Origin of the sequence: Streptomyces changchenzhani (genome assembly GCF_039766235.1) — a bacterium.
In the GTDB taxonomy this organism is placed as follows: Bacteria; Actinomycetota; Actinomycetes; order Streptomycetales; family Streptomycetaceae; genus Streptomyces.
In genome coordinates this window covers 136,858-156,620 of sequence record NZ_JBDHNH010000010.1, presented here as the reverse complement: position 1 = coordinate 156,620, position 19,763 = coordinate 136,858, and the positions used below count along the sequence as shown (strand labels likewise).

16 protein-coding genes and 2 pseudogenes are annotated in these 19,763 nt (G+C 71.0%); 12 read left to right on the top strand and 6 right to left on the bottom strand.

The genetic code is table 11. The features are described 5' to 3' along the window. Positions 1-181: 181 nt before the first annotated feature. The gene (locus ABCR94_RS29165; RefSeq protein WP_521978070.1) at positions 182-550 is read right to left on the bottom strand and encodes a WXG100 family type VII secretion target; all 369 of its coding nucleotides are present in this window, start codon (positions 548-550) and stop codon (positions 182-184) included. A 290-nt stretch (positions 551-840) separates the two neighbouring features. On the opposite strand from ABCR94_RS29165, the gene ABCR94_RS29160 reads away from it, so the two are divergent. Then, positions 841-1,872: a DUF5954 family protein gene (locus ABCR94_RS29160; protein WP_347123334.1), complete on the top strand. Its 1,032-nt coding sequence runs from the start codon at positions 841-843 to the stop codon at positions 1,870-1,872. Between the two features lie 69 nt (positions 1,873-1,941). Here ABCR94_RS29160 and ABCR94_RS29155 read toward each other — a convergent pair whose 3' ends face one another. After that, on the bottom strand, positions 1,942-2,157 hold the full coding sequence (locus ABCR94_RS29155; protein WP_347123332.1) for a DUF397 domain-containing protein: 216 nt from the start codon (positions 2,155-2,157) through the stop codon (positions 1,942-1,944). Next, positions 2,154-2,914 (bottom strand): annotated as a pseudogene (locus ABCR94_RS29150) (helix-turn-helix domain-containing protein). The gene ABCR94_RS29155 and the pseudogene ABCR94_RS29150 overlap by 4 nt, the downstream one beginning before the upstream one ends. A 249-nt stretch (positions 2,915-3,163) precedes the next feature. Between ABCR94_RS29150 and ABCR94_RS29145 the strand changes: the two are divergent. The 9 genes from ABCR94_RS29145 to ABCR94_RS29105 all read left to right on the top strand — a co-directional run bounded on the left by ABCR94_RS29145 (position 3,164) and on the right by ABCR94_RS29105 (position 14,454). Next, positions 3,164-3,727 carry an ATP-binding protein gene (locus tag ABCR94_RS29145; protein WP_347123331.1) on the top strand — a complete coding sequence of 188 codons (564 nt, stop codon included), beginning with the start codon at positions 3,164-3,166 and terminating at the stop codon, positions 3,725-3,727. 80 nt (positions 3,728-3,807) lie between these two features. Beyond that, complete coding sequence (locus ABCR94_RS29140) at positions 3,808-4,587, top strand: peptidoglycan recognition protein family protein (protein ID WP_347123330.1); 780 nt, start codon at positions 3,808-3,810, stop codon at positions 4,585-4,587. 99 nt (positions 4,588-4,686) lie between these two features. Further along, the gene (gene qcrB / locus ABCR94_RS29135; protein WP_347123329.1) at positions 4,687-6,330 is read left to right on the top strand and encodes a cytochrome bc1 complex cytochrome b subunit; all 1,644 of its coding nucleotides are present in this window, start codon (positions 4,687-4,689) and stop codon (positions 6,328-6,330) included. 74 nt (positions 6,331-6,404) lie between these two features. Then, positions 6,405-7,373, top strand: coding sequence for a DUF2510 domain-containing protein (locus ABCR94_RS29130; RefSeq protein WP_347123327.1), 969 nt, complete (start codon positions 6,405-6,407; stop codon positions 7,371-7,373). Positions 7,374-7,511: 138 nt separating this feature from the next. Then, positions 7,512-8,546, top strand: a complete 1,035-nt coding sequence (tdh, locus tag ABCR94_RS29125) for an L-threonine 3-dehydrogenase (protein ID WP_347123325.1) — start codon at positions 7,512-7,514, stop codon at positions 8,544-8,546. Positions 8,547-8,650: 104 nt separating this feature from the next. Further along, positions 8,651-9,847 (top strand): glycine C-acetyltransferase, encoded by a 1,197-nt coding sequence (locus tag ABCR94_RS29120; protein WP_347123323.1) that lies wholly within the window; start codon positions 8,651-8,653, stop codon positions 9,845-9,847. Positions 9,848-9,955: 108 nt separating this feature from the next. Further along, on the top strand, positions 9,956-10,870 hold the full coding sequence (locus ABCR94_RS29115) for a LysR family transcriptional regulator (RefSeq protein ID WP_347123321.1): 915 nt from the start codon (positions 9,956-9,958) through the stop codon (positions 10,868-10,870). 25 nt (positions 10,871-10,895) lie between these two features. Then, positions 10,896-11,621, top strand: coding sequence for a 4'-phosphopantetheinyl transferase family protein (locus tag ABCR94_RS29110; RefSeq protein ID WP_347123319.1), 726 nt, complete (start codon positions 10,896-10,898; stop codon positions 11,619-11,621). 193 nt (positions 11,622-11,814) lie between these two features. Further along, positions 11,815-14,454, top strand: coding sequence for an ATP-binding protein (locus ABCR94_RS29105; RefSeq protein WP_347123317.1), 2,640 nt, complete (start codon positions 11,815-11,817; stop codon positions 14,452-14,454). A gap of 30 nt (positions 14,455-14,484) precedes the next feature. On the opposite strand, the gene ABCR94_RS29100 is transcribed toward ABCR94_RS29105, so the two are convergent. After that, complete coding sequence (locus ABCR94_RS29100) at positions 14,485-15,759, bottom strand: MFS transporter (protein WP_347123315.1); 1,275 nt, start codon at positions 15,757-15,759, stop codon at positions 14,485-14,487. A gap of 77 nt (positions 15,760-15,836) precedes the next feature. Here ABCR94_RS29100 and ABCR94_RS29095 point away from each other — a divergent pair. Continuing rightward, positions 15,837-16,946, top strand: a pseudogene (locus ABCR94_RS29095) (damage-control phosphatase ARMT1 family protein); the annotation flags it as partial. Here ABCR94_RS29095 and ABCR94_RS29090 read toward each other — a convergent pair. Both ABCR94_RS29090 and ABCR94_RS29085 read right to left on the bottom strand, forming a co-directional pair. Continuing rightward, on the bottom strand, positions 16,937-17,995 hold the full coding sequence (locus tag ABCR94_RS29090; protein WP_347123314.1) for a DMT family protein: 1,059 nt from the start codon (positions 17,993-17,995) through the stop codon (positions 16,937-16,939). The pseudogene ABCR94_RS29095 and the gene ABCR94_RS29090 overlap by 10 nt on opposite strands. Further along, positions 17,992-18,807, bottom strand: coding sequence for a phosphatase PAP2 family protein (locus ABCR94_RS29085; RefSeq protein WP_347123604.1), 816 nt, complete (start codon positions 18,805-18,807; stop codon positions 17,992-17,994). Before ABCR94_RS29085 ends, ABCR94_RS29090 begins: the two co-directional genes overlap by 4 nt. 184 nt (positions 18,808-18,991) lie before the next feature. Here ABCR94_RS29085 and ABCR94_RS29080 point away from each other — a divergent pair, with 184 nt between their 5' ends. Beyond that, on the top strand, positions 18,992-19,618 hold the full coding sequence (locus tag ABCR94_RS29080) for a TetR/AcrR family transcriptional regulator (RefSeq protein ID WP_347123312.1): 627 nt from the start codon (positions 18,992-18,994) through the stop codon (positions 19,616-19,618). Positions 19,619-19,763: the final 145 nt, after the last annotated feature.

The window sequence follows — 19,763 nt, the reverse complement described above, 5'->3', positions numbered from 1 at the left end:
TGAGGCCGTTCAGGATGGTGGTGTATTTGTCGACGATCTGGTTCAGCCTGGCCGTGTCCAGATTCAGGACGGTCTTGATGTCGAAGCTCAGGACCAACCCCACCCCCTTCCCCACTACCTCAGCGTCGCGAAGCCGACTGTTATGCGGTCGTCGTCCGACGACATGGGTGTCCCCCTGATGTCACAAGTCGCTGAGGCCGCTGTGCGGCTTCGGCGGGGCCGGCACCCCGGCGAGCGTATGGGGAGTGGAGAGTGCATCCGCCTCGGCGTCCACGTCGATCGAGCCCTGGAGCCGCCGGAAGCGCTCCAAGACGTCCAACTCCTGTTCCGTGAAGCCGTCCCGGCTCAGGCGAACGGCCTGTGCCAGCGTTTTCATGACCTCACGGATGCGTACGGCGTCCTTCGCCGCGTCCCGGTGAAGGGACCGGTAGGCGTCGGCCGCGGGACCGCGCCAGCCTGCCTCGATGGAGTCCACGACCTCGTCCATGCGCTTGACCTGATTGTTCAGGTAGCCCTGCATGTCGTCGAGGTCATTGGCAAGGTCGGTCAATCTGTCATGGCTCGCCCGGAGACGGGGTTCGTCCATTGGCTCGCCCGCCCTTTCCGTACGTCAATACCGGTGCCCCACGAGCCGCTTGAGTGATCCTAACCTCGATCATTCATGCGAAGCCGCCGGTCGCCTTGACCTCCGCGTGGGGTAGGTGGTGTCCGGTGACTTCGACGGGTGCGGGTGTGAGTAGGAAGCGGACTGGAGGTTGGCCGTCGACGAGGGAGAAAACGAGGGAGCTGAGATCGCCGAACCGCCTGACGCCGGAACTTGCCGTTGACCACAATGCGTATATGCGTGATGACTGGAAGCAACGGATCGACGAGGTCGGCGCCGAACTGCTGCGTCGTGACGACCCGTCGGCCATGGTCCGTGAGATGGACGCTCTCGACGCCTCGGACCGTTACCCGTACGTGTGGCCGCGCGGGGCCGTGTTTGGCGTGGCCGCTCTCGGGCCGGAGCCCGATGCCCAGTGGCGGCTGGTCGAAGCGGTGACCGAGGGGGCTCCGCAGGATGCGCGGGACAGCCTCAACTCCCTGCTGTGGTTCAAGGCGAAGGACGATGCGGAGACTCCCGCTGAGCGCCGTGAACTCCTCGCCGCAGTAGGGGCACTTGAGCGCGAACGCATCAACGAGCTCACCGTGCTCGGCATCCGCTACCGCATGGTGCGCGGCGACGAATACGCACGTTGCGGCACGGAGAGCGGTCCGGAGCCGCCCCGCCCCACGGACCGCGAGCCCACCGACCGTTCCTGGAAGCGTCCGCCCGGTCACGACAGCGCGCTACCCGACCGCGGTTTTGTCCTCGACCCGGGCCGCACGCAAGGCCTCATGGCGGAGGCTGCCCGGCTCGGCCTGCAGGACTTCTCGTACGAGGGAGAGCACATCCCGCCCACCATGCGCGCGGAATCCCGGCAGGCGGTCCACGATCACCCCGAACTGATCCTGCTCCCCGTCGGGTTCGGCCTCATCGAACGCGTGGGCAAGGGCTGGCGGCCCTGCAGCCGCATCCAGCCGACCCCGCACGACGTGCGCCGCGTCCTGTTGGACGGCCTGGCCGAAATCTGGCCCCAGATGTACGACCTCGACACCGCCACCACCAAGGCTTACGCGCGAGCAGCCGAACGCCTCAAGGCAGCGCCCCGGTCGAACGAGGTCGCCGTACGAGGCGAGACCTTCCGCGTCTGCCGCGTGGAACGCATGCTGCGCACCGGCCCGGACGGCCCCGAACCACCCCGCCCCTCGGACCCGGAGACGACCGAGCCGATGCAGATCCGCCCCCGCCTGGACGACCAAGGTGTCATCCGGCCCGAGGGCGAGGCATAACCCCGGAGACGGCCGAGAGCCCTGCCGTCCCAAGAGGGTGGCAGGGCTCTCGTGCTGGGTGCGGCTCGCTCAGGTCACGGTCTGGCCGGCAGTGACGCCCACAAACTTCGCCCAAGTCTTGAGCGAGACAGTCAGGACCGGCCCAGCTGTGACCTTGGAGTCCCGCACACACACGGCCTCCGCCGTGGCTGCAACCTCCACACAGTCGCCGCCTTCGGCACCGCTGTAACTGCTCTTGAACCAGGCGAGCTCCGGAAGGGAGGCCAAGTTCCTAGCGATGTTCATAGCTCTCCCAGCAACTTCTCGATGAATCGCAGTGACTCTCGCGGAGTGAGAGCCTGGGATCGGATGATCCCATAACGTGCGGCTGCGAGCTGCACGTCCTCACGATCCGTCAGCATGCTGCTGCGCCCCTGAACCTCCGCGTACACCAGCTGGTCACCGCCCTTGCGTGTGATCAGGGTGAATGGCCCGTCGACACCCGCGTTGTCTTCGCAGTCGAGTGGCACCACTTGGATTTCTACGTTCCGCTGCTGGCCGATGAGTAGGAGCTGTTCAAGTTGCCCCTGCTGTACTGCCTTGCCGCCAAGCCGCTTACGCAGGACGGACTCTTCAAGTACGAAGCTGAGCAGGGGGGCGGGCCATCTGCTGAAGATTCGTGTCGCGCGAGCCGTGCCGCAACGCGCTGTTCGATCGTCTCTTCGTTCAGGAGTGGCCTTCGCATCCTGAGTAGCGCCCGCATGTACTCCTCGGTCTGCAAGAGACCTTTGACCACATGGGAGTCGTAGGACAGCAGCTCGACCGCCTCCGCCTCCAACCGCGCCATGTCCCGGAAGAACGCCGGGTATTGCGCCCGAGCCACCTCCTTCTTCAGCGCCTTCAGCATGCCTCCCGCGTCCAGCACATCGTCCGCCCTGTCGATGAACTTCGGCGGCGGAATCCGCCGAGCCTGCTCGAACGACGCGACCGTTGACGCCGAGTACCCCACGAGCCCGCCGAACTCGGGCCGCTCCAGCCCCCGCCGCGTACGCAGCAGCTTCAACTGCTGTCCGAACGCGGCGACGACACCCGTGCCCGGCTCCTCCTCGGGCCTCGGCCCGCCCGCGTCCTCCGCGCCCATGCTCTGCTCACCGTGCTCCACTCGACACCACCGCCTCCTCGGCCCAACGCGCGGCCCTGAGCCGTCGTCACGCCGTGCGCCCAGTACACGTATCGCACCCGCGCGCACAAGCCGGGCACGTCGGTGCGTCACCACTGGTCACGCTACGCCACCAACGGAAGCGTGGGCGGCATGACAAGTGAGCCCAGGACCCTCCCCGGCACCACAGCTCCCACACAACTCAGCCACCCCATCGATGACTTCGTCATGCGCTTCAGCTCGACCCCGCGCGGCGCCCGCCTGGCCCGTCGGCTGGCGGCGCTACGGCTGCACGAGTGGGGTGTGCCGTACGACAGTGAGGTGCACGACGCGTTGACGCTGATCGTGGCCGAGCTGTGTGCCAACGCCGTACAGCACGGGCACGTCGCCGGGCGGGATTTCCGCCTCCGGCTGGCCGCCGACGCGGCGACCGTACGTATCGAGGTCACCGACACCCGCACGGAACGGCTCCCCGCGCCTGGACCCGCACCCGCACCCGCAGACGCCGAGACGGGGTGTGGTCTGCTGCTGGTGGCCCGCCTGGCCACCCGCTGGGGCTGGTACGTCCGTATCGGCGCCCCGGGCAAGACGGTCTGGGCCGAGTGCGCGCTGCCGAAGGAGGGCGAGACCGCCCCTGCGTTCCGCAGCGGCTCGGCGATGGACTGGTCGGTGGGGCGCGGCGGCTACCCGGACGGGTTCGGCGCATGGCGGTCCTGATCGCTGGTGCCGGTGTGCCCCGCCCCCCGTTCGGCGTAGCGCGCATGGCGCGTGTCCGGGGCGACCAGCAGAGTTCGACCATGCGCGTCTTCCGTGTGGCGCTGTGCTGTGCGCCCGGAGCTGCGGCCGTCGGGCTCCTGCTGCTGTGCGCCACCACCGTGGACCCGGCGGGGTCCGTACGGGCCGACCGGCCCCTGTACCGGTCGATGATGCCCGCGGCCGCCGCTCCGGTGCGCCGGGCGTCCGGTGCGCAGACCGAGGTCCCGCTCATCATGTCCCGGGCGAACTGGCTGGCCGGCGCTGCGTACACCCGGCCGCCCGCCCGTTACGCCGACCGTGTCGACGCGGTCTTCGTGCACCACACCGACTCCCCGAACGGCTACGACTGCGCCGACGCCCCGCGCGTCATCCGCAATCTGTACGCAGGCCAGGCCGACGCCCGGCAGTGGGACGACATCGGCTACAACTTCCTCGTCGACCGCTGCGGCACCATCTACGAGGGGCGCGCGGGCGGCGCCGACCGCCCCGTCGTCGGCGCGCACACCCAGGGCTTCAACCGGCGCACGGCGGGCATCGCCGCGATCGGCACCTTCACCGCGGGCATGCCGGTGCCCAAGCCGATGACCGATTCCATCGCGGTGCTCGTCGCCTGGAAGCTCGGCATGTCGGACATCGATCCGCGCTCCACGGTGCGGCTGGTCTCCACACACAGCCTGAGCAAGTTCCCGGCGGGCACAAGTGCCCTGCTCAAGGCCGTGTCGGGCCACAGCGACGGCTACTACACGCACTGCCCGGGTTCGGCCCTGGCCGCCGAGCTGCCGGCCATCAGGGAGGCCGCCGCCCGTCTCCAGGGCCGATAGCCCGCGTAGATCCTCCAACTGGCCTTGGTGTACTGCCTGTTGGCTACGTCGCCCTCTCGTGCCACGCTGGTATCCGCCTGCGGGGCCGAGGGAGGACGCATGAGCAGCGGGATCGAGCGCACTCGGCACGACGGACGACCGGCGCAGCCGGGCAAGGGCGAGCGGGTCGCCGACTGGGCCGACGGACGCCTCGGCATCCACACGCTGGCGAAGAGCCAGCTGCGCAAGATCTTCCCCGACCACTGGTCGTTCATGTTCGGCGAGATCTGCCTCTACAGCTTTCTCATCCTGATCCTCACCGGGGTCTATCTGACGCTCTTCTTCGAGCCGAGCGGTATGGAGGTCGTCTACGACGGTGTGTACACACCCCTGAACGGCATCCGCATGACCCGGGCCTTCGAGTCCACGGTGGACATCAGCATGGAGGTGCGCGGCGGGCTGCTGATCCGGCAGATCCACCACTGGGCCGCGCTCATCTTCGTCGCCGGGATGCTCGCGCACATGATGCGGGTGTTCTTCACCGGAGCCTTCCGCAGGCCGCGCGAGATCAACTGGCTTTTCGGCTGGACCCTGTTGATGCTTGGCATCATCACGGGGCTGACCGGCTACTCGCTCCCCGACGACCTGCTGTCCGGCACGGGACTCCGCTTCGCGCAGGGCGCGATCCTGTCGGTGCCGGTGGTGGGGACGTATCTCTCCTTCTTCCTCTTCGGCGGAGAGTTCCCCGGCGACGACATCATTCCGCGGCTCTTCTCGGTGCACGTACTGTTGCTGCCAGGGATCATGCTGGGGCTGGTCGTCGCCCATCTGATCCTGGTCTTCTACCACAAGCACACCCAGTTCGCCGGTCCCGGACGGACCGAGAAGAACGTGGTGGGCGCGCCGTTCATGCCCATCTACATCGCCAAGGCGGGCGGTTTCTTCTTCCTGGTCTTCGGTGTCGTCGCGATCGTCGCCGGACTGTTCCAGATCAACCCGGTCTGGCTGCTGGGCCCTTACCGTCCCGATCTGGTCTCCACGGGGGCCCAGCCCGACTGGTATCTGGGGTTCTCCGAGGGGCTGATCCGGGTGATGCCCGCCTGGGAGATCAGTGCGTGGGGGCACACGCTCCAACTCGGGGTCTTCATCCCCTTCTCGCTCTTCCCGCTGGTCATGATGGCCATCGCGGTGTATCCGTTCATCGAGGCCTGGGTCGCCGGGGACAAGCGCGAACACCACATCGCGCAGCGCCCGCGCAACGCACCGGTCCGTACGTCGCTCGGCGTCGCCTGGCTGACGCTGTACTTCGTCCTGCTGATCGGCGGCGGCAACGACATCGTGGCCACCCGCTTCCAGCTCTCCATCAACGCGATCACCTGGCTTGTGCGGATCGGGGTCTTCGTCGGCCCGGTACTGGCCTTCATCGTCACCCGGCGGATCTGCTTGGGACTTCAGCGCCGCGACCGGGACAAGGCATTGCACGGCAGGGAGAGCGGCATCATCAAGCGGTTGCCGCACGGCGAGTACGTCGAGGTCCACGAGCCTTTGTCGCAGGCGCAGTTGCACACCCTCACCGCGTACGAGCAGCCCGCGCCCTTCGAGTTGGGGCCGCGGGTCGACGCCAACGGAGTCAAGCGCAAGTTCAAGCGCTCCGAGCTGCTGCGGGCCCGTCTCGCGCGGGCCATGTACGGCCCCGGGTCGCACGTGCCCAAGCCCACCGTGGAGGAGTACCGGGCCATCAACAGCGGTGACGGGCACCACTGAGTAGCGGCAGAGCGCCGAGGAGCGGGCGCGTACCTCTCATGTGTTCTTCACGCAGTGCTCCTACGGTGAGTTCCGTGACGCATCAGACTCCGCCCGGCTGGCACTCCGACCCCGGGCACACAGGTGAAGGACCGGTCCTCCAACGCTGGTGGGACGGCAGCCGGTGGACCGACGAGACACGCCCCGCGCCCCCGCCGCAGGTGCCCGAGATACCCGGGCCCGGAGCCGCGTGGCCTCCCCCGGAGCCGAAGGCGCAGAACCGTCGGGCCCGTACGGCAGTCGCCGCGGCCGTGGCCGTCGCGGTGCTGGCCGCGGTCGCGGGCGGCGCGTATCTGCTGGGGAGTTCGGACGACTCCGGGCGGGACCGTAGGGCTGCGGGCTCCTCGGCCGCGCCCTCGCCGGACGGCGGCGACAGAGGCAACGGCGGCGGTGAGGGGCAGGCCCCGGAGGCGCCGAAGGTGCCCGGCGGTCCCGGTGGCGAGAGCGCCGCGCCCGAGGCGCCGCCCGCCGAGGACGGATTCGCCACCGACGGGGCTGCGGGCGTCAGCCTTCCGGTGCCCGACGGCTGGACCGGAAAGTCCGGGCAGGTGGGCGCGACTCTGAGTACCGGCGAGCACCCCTGCCCCGGCGACGCCAAGGAGTCCTGCCAGCGCGGTGGGGTCTTCTCGGCTCCGGCGCTCGCCCTGGGCTCCAAGGCCACCGGCGCCAAGGCGGCTGCCGAGGCGGACATCGCGGGCAACGCGAAGGAGTCGTACGGCGGCAAGAGCTACGGAAAGATCACCTCGCACGAGCAGCTGAAGGCCGAGGCCGTCGAGGTCGCCGGGCAGAAGGGCTATCTGGTGCGCTGGAAGGTCGTGACGCAGAAGGGCGACGACGGCTATGTGCAGTCGCTCGCCTTCCCGTCACCGAGCGTCAAGGGTTTGCTGGTCATCGTCCGTTCGGGGTTCGACGTCAGCGACAAGGCGCCCGGTCTGCCCGTCATGGACAAGATCACGGACGGCATCAAGGCCGCCAAGGGCACCGGAAACGGGCAAGGCGTATGACGTCGCGCACCGGGTCGTGACGCGGGTCGTGAAGCTCCGCTGTTGACCCGGTTAAGAAATCCTCGATGGACTCGGCGGTCCGGGCTCGGCACATTGGGGGACGTTCACGATCAGTCCCCCACGCCTGGAGCCGCAGCGATGAAGGCCCTTGTCAAGCAGAAGGCCGAGCCCGGCCTGTGGCTCATGGATGTGCCCGAGCCCGAGACCGGCCCCGGCGATGTGCTGATCAAGGTGCTGCGCACCGGGATCTGCGGCACCGACCTGCACATCCGCTCGTGGGACGGCTGGGCCCAGCAGGCCGTCACCACGCCCCGCGTCCTCGGCCACGAGTTCGTCGGGGAGGTCGCCGCGGTCGGCTCCGACGTGCGCGACAGCGACATCGCGGTCGGTGACCTGGTGAGCGGCGAGGGGCACCTGGTCTGCGGCAAGTGCCGCAACTGTCTGGCCGGCCGCAGGCACCTGTGCCGCAGCACCGTCGGGCTCGGGGTCGGCCGCGACGGCGCCTTCGCCGAGTACGTGTCGCTGCCCGCGTCGAACGTGTGGGTGCACCGGGGCAAGGTCGACCTCGACATCGCAGCCATCTTCGACCCGTTCGGCAACGCCGTGCACACGGCCCTGACGTACCCGCTGGTCGGCGAGGACGTACTGATCACCGGTGCGGGTCCGATCGGCATCATGGCGGCCGCGGTCGCCCGCCACGCGGGCGCACGCAGTGTCGTGATCACCGACATCAGCCCGTCCCGCCTCGAACTCGCCCGCAGGGTCGGCGCGACCCTCGCGGTCAATGTCGCCGAGACTTCCATCGCCGAGGCGCAGCGGCAGCTCGGCCTCAAGGAGGGCTTCGACATCGGCCTGGAGATGTCCGGCCGCCCCGAGGCGATGCGCGACATGGTCGCCAACATGACGCACGGCGGCCGGATCGCCATGCTGGGACTGCCCGCCGAGGAGTTCGCGGTCGACTGGTCGAAGATCGTCACCTCGATGATCACGGTCAAGGGCATCTACGGCCGCGAGATGTTCGAGACCTGGTACGCGATGACCGTCCTGCTCGAAGGCGGCCTCGATCTCGCCCCGGTGATCACCGGCAGTTACGGCTACCAGGACTTCGACGCCGCGTTCGACGAGGCCGCCACGGCCCGCAGCGGCAAGATCATCCTCGACTGGACCGCCTGACACGCCTGACACGCCTGACACGCCTGACCCAACTCACACGTCCGACCGCTCGACCGGTCCCGCGCCCGACCGGCCATTCCCCGGAACCTCGCAAGGAGCCCTCCATGTACGCGTCCGTCCGCGACGACCTGCGCACCGACCTCGACGAGATCCGCTCCGCCGGTCTCTTCAAGCCCGAGCGGGTCATCGGCACCCCGCAGTCCGCCTCCGTCGCCGTCACCGCCGGTGGCCGCCCCGGTGAAGTCCTCAACTTCTGCGCCAACAACTACCTCGGCCTTGCCGACCACCCCGAGGTCGTCGCCTCCGCCAAGGCCGCCCTCGACCGCTGGGGCTACGGCATGGCGTCCGTGCGCTTCATCTGCGGCACCCAGGAGATCCACAAGGAGCTGGAGCAGCGCCTGTCGGAGTTCCTCGGCCAGGAGGACACGATCCTCTACTCCTCCTGCTTCGACGCCAACGGCGGCGTCTTCGAGACCCTCCTCGGCCCCGAGGACGCCGTCATCTCCGACGCCCTGAACCACGCCAGCATCATCGACGGCATCCGCCTCTCCAAGGCCCGCCGCTTCCGGTACGCCAACCGTGACCTCGCCGACCTGGAGCAGCAGCTCAAGGAGGCGCAGGGCGCCCGCCGCAAGCTCATCGTGACCGACGGCGTCTTCTCCATGGACGGTTACGTCGCCCCGCTCGCCGAGATCTGCGACCTCGCCGACCGCTACGACGCCATGGTCATGGTCGACGACTCGCACGCCGTCGGCTTCGTCGGCCCCGGCGGCCGCGGCACCCCCGAGCTGCACGGCGTGATGGACCGCGTCGACATCATCACCGGCACCCTCGGCAAGGCACTCGGCGGCGCCTCCGGCGGCTATGTCGCCGCGCGCGCCGAGATCGTCGCCCTGCTGCGCCAGCGCTCCCGCCCGTACCTCTTCTCCAACTCCCTCGCCCCGGTCATCGCCGCCGCCTCCCTCACGGTCCTCGACCTGCTTGAGTCCGCCGGTGACCTGCGCGAACGGCTCGCCGCGAACACCAAGCTGTTCCGTACGAAGATGGGCGAGGCCGGCTTCGACATCCTCCCCGGCGACCACGCCATCGCCCCCGTGATGATCGGCGACGCCGCCGAGGCCGCCCGGATGTCCGACCTGCTGCTGGAGCGCGGCGTATACGTCGTCGGCTTCTCCTACCCGGTCGTCCCGCACGGCAAGGCCCGGATCCGGGTCCAGCTGTCCGCCGCGCACTCCACCGCCGACGTGGAGCGGGCCGTCGCCGCGTTCATCGACGCACGGGAGGCGTTGGCCGCCGAATAGCTCCCGGCAGGTCACGGCAGCTCCCGGCAGCTCCCGGCAGGTCCCGGCAGGTCACGCGCCGAGGCACCCCATTCGCGGTTCCCGCCGCCGGGCAGGGAGAATGCGGGAGTGATCGACCCCCGGCGCCTGCGGATCCTGCGGGCCGTGGCGGACCACCGAACGGTGACCGCCGCGGCCGCCGCCCTGTATCTGACGCCCTCCGCCGTCTCCCAGCAGCTGGCCGCCCTGGAGCAGGAGACCGGCCACAGCCTGCTGACCCGCAGCAGCCGCGGCGTCGGCCTCACCGCCGCCGGTGAGATCCTGCTGGCGCACACGCACGCCGTGCTCGCGCAGCTGGAGCGCGCCGAGGCCGAGCTCGCCGCGCATGCCGGGGGAGAGGCGGGCGAGGTCAGGGTGGCCGCCTTCGCCACCGGCATCGCCGAGGTCCTGGCCCCCGCCATCGGACACCTCGCCGACCGGCACCCGGGCATCCGGGTACGGGTGCGCGACGCCGAGGGCGACGAGAGCCTTCCGCTGCTGCTCGACGGGGAGGCCGACCTGGCGCTCGCCGTCGAATACCGGGGCGCGCCCCACAAGAACGACCCCCGGCTCGCCCGCGTGCCGCTCTACGCCGAGCCGTTCGACGCCGTGCTGCACGCCGCGCATCCGCTGACCCAGGGCGCCCATGTGTCCCTCGCCGAGCTCGCCGACAGCGACTGGATCGGCCCCTACCCCGGCAACCCCTGCCACGACGTGATGCTGCTCGCCTGCGAACTCGCCGGATTCCAGCCGCGGTTGACGCACTCGTCCGACGACTTCCGGGCCGTGGTCGCCCTCGCCGGAGCGGGCGCCGGAGTGGCACTCGTCCCGCGCTCGGCGCTGCGTGGCATGGAGCTGAAGGACGCGGTCGTACGCCCGGTCGCGGGCCCCGCGCCGACGCGCCGGGTGTTCGCCGCCGTACGCCGCGGGGCCGACCGGCATCCGCTGATCCGGCCGGTGCTCGACGCCATGGCGCACGTCGCCGAGGGCCTCTCCATCGACTGACAACGGCGCTGCCTATGCTCGGCGCGTGAACCGAACCGTGAGGTACTCGACCGTGACCCAGGCGCTGGACGAGCCCATGGAGCGGCTCGCGCTGCCGGCGGACCCCGGCAGGCCGGTGCTGTGGGCCCTCGACGCGGTCCGGCACGGGGATGCCGCCCAGCGGCTCGCCGCCGCGGTGCTCGACGCCGAGGAGAAGCGGCGGGCGGCGGCGTTCCGGCGGGAGGCCGACCGCAGGTGCTACATCACCGCGCACGTCGCCCTGCGGGTGTTTCTCGGCTCCTGCCTCGGCGTCGGACCCGCCGAAGTGCCGCTGCGCCGTGAGCCCTGCGTGTCCTGCGGCGGTCCGCACGGGCGGCCCGTGACGGGGGACGGGCGCATCCACTTCTCGCTGTCGCACAGCGGAGACCTGGCGCTGCTCGCCTGCGCGGCGCTGCCGGTGGGAGTGGACATCGAGGCCGTCCCGCGGCCCGAGCACGCCCGGGAGATCACCGGCGTGCTGCACCCCACCGAGATCGCGGAACTCGCGGCCCTGCCCGAGGCCGAGCGGCCGGCCGGCTTCGCGCGGGCCTGGTCGCGCAAGGAGTCGTATCTCAAGGGCATCGGCACCGGTCTCGCCCGCAGCCCCGCACTCGACCTTCTCGGCACCGGCCCGGTGCCGGTGTCCCATCCGGTGGGATGGACCATCCATGACGTTGACGCGCCGGAGGGGTTCGCCGCCGCGGTCGCCGTCCGGCACGGTGACGGGTCGTGACCCCGGGGCTGACCTCGGGCGCGGCAGCCGAGAACAGCCGCGCCGCCCCGGCCCGTAACGGACCCGTTCGCTCCGCCGCACGCGACGGGAGGCGTCAACGGCCGTCACCCGTCCCGGCCCAAAGTGGGTGGATCGATTCCGCCGACCGCCCCGCGGGCATACGCTTGAGGTCCGCCACTGTGGGGGAGGGATGATGGTGCCCCTGCCGGAGCACCCGGTCACCGTCCCGCTGTTGGAGCGTGAGACGGAGCTCGCCGCTGCCGCGCGAGCCGTTGAGGCCTTGTGCGCGGACACACCCGCCGGTGGAGTTCTGGTCTACAGCGGTGAGGCGGGACTGGGAAAGACAGCGCTGCTGTCCGAGTTACGGCGGATCGCCGCCGGGCGTTGCACGGTGTGGTCCGCGCGTGGCGGCGAGACGGTCACCTCCGTCCCTTTCCACGTCGTACGACAGCTGATGCAGATCGCCCTGAACGTGCAGGGAGTCGTGGACCCCCGGGAACTGCTCGGCGACTGGTACGACATCGTGGGACCCGCGCTCGGCGTGACCCCACCGGGCGGGCAGGCCGACCCGCAGGGTGTCCGCGACGGCCTGGACGCCCTGGTCCTGCGGCTCGCCGACATACACCGCCCGCTCGTCCTGGTCATCGACGACGCGCACTGGTCCGACCGGGAAACCCTCGGCTGGCTGGCCTCCTTCGTCCAGCGCGGTGGCGGGCTCCCCGTGCTCGTCGTCATCGCGTACCGCACCGAGGAACCGGTCGGTGACACCGCGGAGTACATCCGCACCATCGAATCGGCCGCACGGCAGTGCGTGGTGCTGCGGGAACTCACCCCCGAGGCCACCGCGAGTCTCGCCAGGGCCACCGTCGGCGAGCACGCGGACGACCCGTTCTGCCGCGAGGTGTGGGCGGTCACCGGCGGCAATCTGTACGAGACCGTGGAACTCCTCGCCAAGGTGCGCGACGAGGACCTGGATCCCGTCGAGGGATCGGCGGGCGCGCTGCGCGCCCTGGGGGCCTCGGCGCGCGGCACCGGGCTGATCGCCAGGCTGGAGGAAATGGGCACCACGACCACCCGGTTCGCCTGGGCGGCGGCCATCCTCGGCACCGACATCTCCCTGGAACTCGCCGCCTCGCTGGCCGTGTTGGGCCCGGCCGAGGCAGCCGAGTGCGCCGATCGGCTGCGGGCGGCCCGCATCCTGATCGGGACCGATCCGATGGAGTTCGTCCACCCGCTCATCGCCGGCGCCGTCTACCGCGCCATCCAGCCCGCGACCCGCACCGCCATGCACGGCCGCGCCGCCTGGGCGGTCACCCGGGCCGGGCGTGGCCCGGCAGCCGCCGCCAGGCACCTGCTCGAAGTGCATCCGGACGACGATCCGGAGCTCGTCGCACAACTGCGTGACGCCGCTGCCGAGCATCTCGCGGTGGGCGCCCCGGACGCCGCCCGGCGCTGCCTGGAGCGGGCCCTGCAGGAACCGCCGTTGCCCGAAGTACAGGCCCACGTGCTGTACGAACTGGGCTGCGCCACCCTGCTGACCTCGCCCGCCACCACGGTCGGCCATCTGCGGGCCGCGCTCGACATGCCGGGTCTTGACGCCGCCCAGCGCGTCGACGTCGTCTTCCGGCTCTCGCAGGCGCTCACCCACAACAACCAGACCCGCGAGGCGGCGCAGGTGGTCGCCGCCGAGGCCGCCAGGACCGCTCCCGGTCCGGCCAGGATGCGCCTGCAGGCCGTGCACTTCCTCTGGGAAGGGGTGCAGGCGAGCGAGGACGACGGCCCGGGGCGCTCCCGCAGGCTCGCCGAGATGGCCGACGGGCTCCCCGGCCGGGACAACTCCGAACGGGCCCTGCTGATACTGAGGGCCTTCGACAGGGCCGCCCGCGGGGAGAACGCCGAAGAGATCATCCAGATCTGCGACCGTGCGCTGCCCGACGGGAAGCTCGCGCCCGGCCTGGGCTGGACCAACACGGAGTGGGGCTTCGAGCCGCCGGCCCTGCTGGGGCTCACCTACGCGTTCGCGGACCGGCTCGACCGGGCCGAGAGCCTGTTCAGTGAGGCGCTGCGGGCGTTCGAGATCTCCGGCTGGAGCGGCGGCCACCTGGCCTTCGCGCATGCCCTCATCGGCTATCTGCAGCGCAGGCGCGGCAACCTCGCGGAGGCCGAGGCGTATCTGCGCGAGAGCCTGCGTCTCGCCGAGCGCGTCGGCAACGGCCTGCCGATGCACTGGGACGCCGCGTGCATGCTGATCGACACGCTGCTCGCCCGGGGCCGGATCGACGCGGCCCAGGAGGCCGCCGACCGCTGTGCGTTCGTTCCGCCCTACCCCTCCTCGATAGTGATCCCGGACGCGATGTCCGTACGAGGTCGGCTGCTGCTGGCCCAGGGCCGTACCAAGGAAGCCGTCGTCGAGCTGGAAGCGGCGGGTGAGGTGCTGAAGGCGCGCGGCCGGCACAACGGGGTCATGGCCCCGTGGGCGAGTGACCTGGCCCGCGCGGTGGCCGCGGACGACCCGGAGCGCGCGGCCGATCTCGCCGCCTACGTCCGCGACCGCGCCGAGCGCTTCGGCACGGACACGGCCATCGGCGAGTCACTGCGCTGCGCGGCCGCCCTGGAGACGGGCGAGCGGGCCGTCGAACTGCTGGCCAAGGCAGTGGCGTTCCTCGAAGCCTCCCCCTGCAGGTACGAGCACGCACTCGCCCGCGTCGAGTACGGGATCGCCGCCGGGTCCGCCGCCGAGCTGACCCGCGGTCTGGCCCTGGCCGAGGTGTGCAGCGCCGACGGCCTGGTGGCGCTGGCCAGGCAGGCACTGGCCGCGGGGCCGAAAGCCTGAGGCACCGAGCGGCCGGAGGCTGTCCGGCGCTCAGCGCTCCAGCTCGTTGTGCGCGCTCTCCGGCAGCCGGAAGTACACCGCCGACGACACCAGGCACAGCACGGCCACGTACCAGGGGAAGAGCCCGGGACGGCCCATCTCCTTGAAGAGCGTGCCCACATACGGCGCCGTACCGCCGAAGAGCGCAACCGTGAGCGAGTACGGAAAGCCGATGCCCGCCGCGCGGACCCGGGCCGGGAACAGCTCCGCATTGACGGCCGCCGAGATCGATGTGAACCCGGTGAGCAGCACCATGCCCGCGCACTGCACCAGCAGCAGCGAGGTGAAGGTGCCGTTGAGGGAACGCAGCAGCGGGACGCTGAGCAGGGCGAAGCCCAGGCCGAAGAAGAGCAGCAGCGGTTTGCGGCCGAAGCGGTCGGAGAGCATTCCGCCCAGCGGCTGGAGCAGCGCGAAGAAGGCCAGTGAGAGCGTGCCGGCGAGCAGCGCGTCGGACTTCGATGTCCCCGCGTTGAGCTCGGCGTACGTCGGCAGATAGGACGTCCAGGTGTAGTACGCGAGAGTGCCGCCCGCCGTGATTCCGCAGATCAGCAGGGACTGGCGCGGGTGTTGCCGCAGGGCGTCGAAAAGACCGGGGCGCGGCCCTTTCGAGCGTTCCTCGGAGAGCGTCTCCTGGGCCCCGCGCCGAATCCAGAACCCGACCAGGCTCAGGACGGCGCCCAGCACGAACGGGACGCGCCAGCCCCACCCCTCCATCTGCGGGTCGGCGAGGTTGCCGACGAGAAGCGCGGCGATGCCGGACGCGGCGAGCTGGCCCGCGGTGGTGGAGACGTACTGGAAGCTGGAGAACAGACCGCGCCGCCCCGGTCCCGCCGACTCGACCAGGAAGGTGGTGGAGGCGGCGAACTCCCCGCCCACGGAGAGCCCTTGGAGCAGCCGGGCGCACACCAGCACCACCGGAGCGAGGACGCCCACGGATGCGTACGTCGGGGTCAGGCCCACCAGCAGGCTGCTGCCGCCCATCAGGAGGATGGTGACGGTCAGCGCGGCCCGTCGGCCGTGCCGGTCCGCGACGGCGCCCATCAGCAGTCCGCCGACCGGCCGCATGAAGAAGCCCACCGCGAAGACGGCGAAGGTGGACAACAGGGGGACCAGCGAATTCCCGGCGCCTGGGGGGAAGATCTGGCCCGCGATATACGTGGCGAGGAAGGTGTACGCGTACCAGTCGTACCACTCGACGGCGTTGCCCACGGAGGCGGCCATCAGCTGCCGGACGGGTCGGCGGGTCGGCGCGAGGGTCTGAGTCATGATCACGACCCTGTCCGGGGACGGGCTCCGTACACAAGTGGTGCGGTGTTACGGCTTTGTGGCGCGGGGGACGCGGGATGATGCGTACGCCACCGAGCGGAACCTCTCGAAGGAGTCGACACCGTATGCCGCAGTCCAGGCAGTCCAGGCAGTCAGACGCGGGCGGGGACGCCCCTGTCGTCGTCAGCAATGCCGCAGGTTCCTTCGCCCGGAGCGTCCTGGTCGAACGGCACCCCGCGCTGATCGAGCGGGTACGCCGGGCCACCGCCTATCCGCCGGAGCAGCAACGCGCCCTGGACGGGCTGCTGCAGGAGATCACCAAGGATGTGATGGAGCCCATCGGCGAGGACGAGGCGGACGCCGCTGGGTGGCGGCAGTGGGACGAGGGATACCTGGGGCGCCCCTGGACGGACGCGCCGTTCCTGTGGGCGGAGAGCTTCTTCTACCGCAAACTGCTCGGAGTGCTGGGCCACTTCGCGCCGGGGGCCTGGCAGGGCATCGACCCGTTCGCACCGTTCAAGCACGCCGAGCTCGCCGGAGCGAAGCTCGACGCGGAACTGGCCGCGCTCGACGGCGTCCCCGAACTCCCCCCGGAACAGCAGGACATCACGCTGCTGCACGCGTCGCTCTGGGGAAACCGCGCCGACCTCGGATTCCAGCTGTCGGCCGGGGAGGCGGGCCTGGGGGAGCGGGTCACCGGGCTGGTCGCGGACGACACGGCCGCACTGTGGGGCCTGCTGGGCGACGGGCGGCCGGGGAAGGTGTGCCTGGTAGCGGACAACGCGGGGGCCGAGCTGCTGCCCGACCTGGTGCTCGCCGACCATCTGCTCACCACGGGCCGCGCCACATCCGTGACGCTGCACATCAAACCGCACCCGTACTACATCTCCGACGCGACGACGGCCGACGTACTCGGGTGCCTGGCGCGGATGGCGGCCGCGGGCGGCCGGGCGGCGGGCATCGCCGAGCGGCTGCGCGGGGCCGTGACCGACGGGCGTCTGGTCCTGCGGGCGCATCCGTTCTCGTGCGCGCCCCTCCCGTATGCCGACATGCCCGCCGACCTTCGTGAGGACTTCGCGTCCGCCACGCTCACGATCATGAAGGGTGACCTGAACTACCGTCGCCTGGTGGGCGACCGGCACTGGCCGGCCACCCTCCCCTTCGGCGAGGTCACCGGCTACTTCCCCGGCCCGGTCGCCGCGCTGCGCACCTTGAAGTCCGACGTCGTCACCGGTCTCTCCGCGAGTACGGTCGCGGAGCTCGACGCGACGGGGCGCCCGTGGCGCACCAGCGGTACACACGCCCTTGTCCGGCTCAGAGCCTGAGCCGGCCCGGATGACAGCGCGGGCCGGGGCGCGAGGGCGGGGGCGGGTGATGGTGCCGGGATCGGCGTCACCAGTGGTGCTGCCGGTGCCGGTGCGCGGGTCAGCAGGAGTACGCCGCGTGTCGCCGCCGCCGCACCCACGAGCGCCAGGAGCAGGCCCACGGGTCCCCCCTGGAGGCGCTCGCCGAGCAGCGCCAGACCGATGACCGCGGCGGCCACCGGATTGGCGAGGGTCACCATGGCGAGCGGCCCGCCGAGGCCGCCACGGTAGGCGGTCTGCGACAGCAGCAGTCCACCCGCCGCGAGCCCCGCGACGAGCAGCGCCACAATCGCGATACGCCAGGTCAGCAACGGTCCGGCGCCATGGGCTGCGGCTGCCACCGTCACGGTCTGGGTGAGCGCCGACGCGACTCCGGAGGTGAACCCGGAGGCGGTGGCGTGGCGCAGCCCCGGGTGGCGGGAGCCGGTCCGGGTGAGCACGGTGACCAGCGTCATGGTGACGGCGGCGACCCCCAGGGCTTCCGGCAGACTGAGCGTCTCGTGCGGTGCGGCGCCCTGCGCCGCGAGCAGCAGGGCGCCGAGCCCGAGCAGAGTGAGGACCGTGCCGCGCAACTCGACGAGGGTGACGCGCCGCCCGGCGAGGCGCGCGCCCAGCGGTACGGCGGCGACCAGGGTGAGTGCGCCGAGCGGCTGCACGAGGGTGAGCGGGCCGAAGCTGAGGGCCGCCACGTGCAGCAGCGCCCCGCCCGCGTTCAGCCCGACAGCGCCCCACCAGGCGGCGCGGCCGAACAGGGCGAGTACGCCCGCCGAGGGCTCGCTGCGTGCGGCGAGACGCTGCTGCGTCACCGCCGCGCTCGCGTAGGCGACGGCGGAGGCGAGCGAGAGGGCGACAGCCACGACGGTCGCCGTCACCGGGAGCCCCCGGTGACGGCCAGCGGGGCCACTGACGCGGTGGCGACCGGTGCGGGGGAGGGGCGGCGGGCACTCGGGGCGGTGACGCGGTACGGCTGCCGGGTGACGGCGAGGGCGACGCCGAGCAGCACCACGGCCACGATCGCGTCGATCCAGTAGTGATTGGCCGTGCCGACGATCACCAGAAGCGTCAGCAGGGGGTGCAGCAGCCACAGCCACCGCCAGCGCGCGCGGGTGGCGGCGATGAGGCCCACCGCGACCATCACGGCCCAGCCGAAGTGCAGCGAGGGCATGGCCGCGAACTGGTTCGCCACCGAGTCGGTGGTGGGTGTCGCCCCGTACACGCTCGGCCCGTAGACCTGCCCGGTGTCGATCAAACCGGCCGCGCCGAGCATCCGCGGCGGGGCGAGGGGCATGAGCAGATGCAGCGCGAGCGCGGCGCCCGTCAGCACGGCCAGGGCGCGCCTGGCGCCCGTGTAGTGGCCCGGACGGCGCCAGTACAGCCAGACCAGGAAGGCCACGGTCGCCGGAAAATGCACGGTCGCGTAGTAGGTGTTCGCGAACCGGACCAGCGACTCACTGTGCAGCAGCACACCCTGCACGGAACCCTCGTCCGGCAGGTGGACGAACCGTTCCAGGTCCCAGACGCGGTCCGCGTTGCGGTAGGCGTCGGAGACATGGCCGTTCGCGGCCTGACGTCCGAGCTTGTAGACGATGAAGAGTCCCGCGACGAGGAGGAACTCGCGCACGAGGGGTGGTCGGGCAGTAGTGTCCGGCTCCCGTTCGGCAGGCTCAGTGCGGGTGTCCATCACCCGGCCCCTTTGCATTACGACACGATGTGCGGTTGCGGCGGCCTGGTCTGCACCATGCCCTATCGATACGCGAGTGTACCGATACGCGAGTGTACCGATACGGCGCCGTATCGGTACACTGGCGTATCGGTACAGTGTGGAGAGCCCCGAAAAGGAGCCGCGCGGATCGTGGAGAGGACAGGTCATGCCGTCGCAACCGCCGTCACCGTCGCCGCCGCAGGATCCGGTGGTCGCAGTGCGCCGTTCCAAGATCACGCCGGAGCGCGAGCAGGAGTTTTTCCAGGCCGTACTCGACCTGCTCAGGGAGAGCGGTTACGACGCCCTGACCATGGAGGGCGTCTCGGCGCGCATCAGGTGCGGCAAGTCGACGCTCTACCGTCAGTGGAAGACCAAGCCCCAGCTCGTCGCCGCCGCGCTGCGCGGCACCCGGTGCGTACAGCTCGCGGACGTCGACACCGGGTCACTCGCCGGTGACCTGCGCGCCGCCGCGGGTGCGGCGGGTGCGGCCGCCGGCCGCGACACGCTGTTGATGCACTCGCTCAGCCATGCGGCCCTGCACAACCCGGACCTGCTTGAGGCCATGCGCGAGGCGCTGGTGGAGCCGGAGGTCGCGGCGATCGAGGCGATGATCCGGCGCGGGGTGGCGCGGGGGGAGATCACGGCGGGCAATCCGGCGTGCGAGTTCGTCGCGGCGCAGTTGCTGGGGGTGATGCGGGCGCGGCCGATGCTGGAGGGGACGTACGCGGACGAGGCGTATCTGGTGCGGTTCCTGGAGGCGGCGGTCCTGCCGGGGCTGGGCGTGCGGGGCTGAGGGGTCGCCGAGCTGCGGGTTGCCTGCGGCGCTGTCCCCTACCCGCCCCTTCCCGAACTGGGGCTCCGCCCCAGACCCCGGTCCTCAAACGCCGGACAGGCTGATTTTCGGCGGGTCGGGGACCAGCCCCGCGCTGCGGCGCCCC